Raw genomic sequence first — 442 nt, 5'->3', positions numbered from 1 at the left:
GCGATCATCTCGGCCACGCAGTCGGCGGCACTGGCGCTGGTCAAGCACGGCATCAACGTCAACGCGATCGCGCCCGGTGTCGTCGACGGCGAGCATTGGGACGTCGTCGACGCCCACTTCGCCCGCTGGGAGGGCCTGAAGCCGGGCGAGAAGAAAGCGGCAGTGGCGAAGTCCGTGCCGATCGGGCGCTTCGCGCGGCCGGAGGACATTGCCGGGCTCGCCGTCTTCCTCGCCTCGTCCGACAGTGATTACATCCTCGCCCAGACCTACAATGTGGACGGCGGCAACTGGATGAGCTGAGGCGTTGCCATCTGGGAGAATGACATGAAAGCCATCCGATTTGCCGCCGCAGGCGTCGCCGGCATGGCGGAGCTGGACATGCCGGAGATCGCGCCGGGACATGCTCTGGTCAGGGTCCGCGCCGCCGGGCTTTGCCACACCG

At 67.2% G+C, this 442-nt stretch carries 1 protein-coding gene; it reads left to right on the top strand.

The genetic code is table 11. From position 1 onward, the window contains the following. The coding region (locus EOA29_RS40110) for an SDR family oxidoreductase (protein WP_127222591.1) at window positions 1-300 on the top strand (300 nt) is incomplete at its 5' end. Window positions 301-442: the final 142 nt, after the last annotated feature.

It is taken from the genome of Mesorhizobium sp. M1E.F.Ca.ET.063.01.1.1 (assembly GCF_003998155.1).
Taxonomy (GTDB): Bacteria; Pseudomonadota; Alphaproteobacteria; order Rhizobiales; family Rhizobiaceae; genus Mesorhizobium.
Note: the sequence above shows the minus strand (reverse complement) of the source record. Positions and strands in the feature narration are given on the sequence as shown.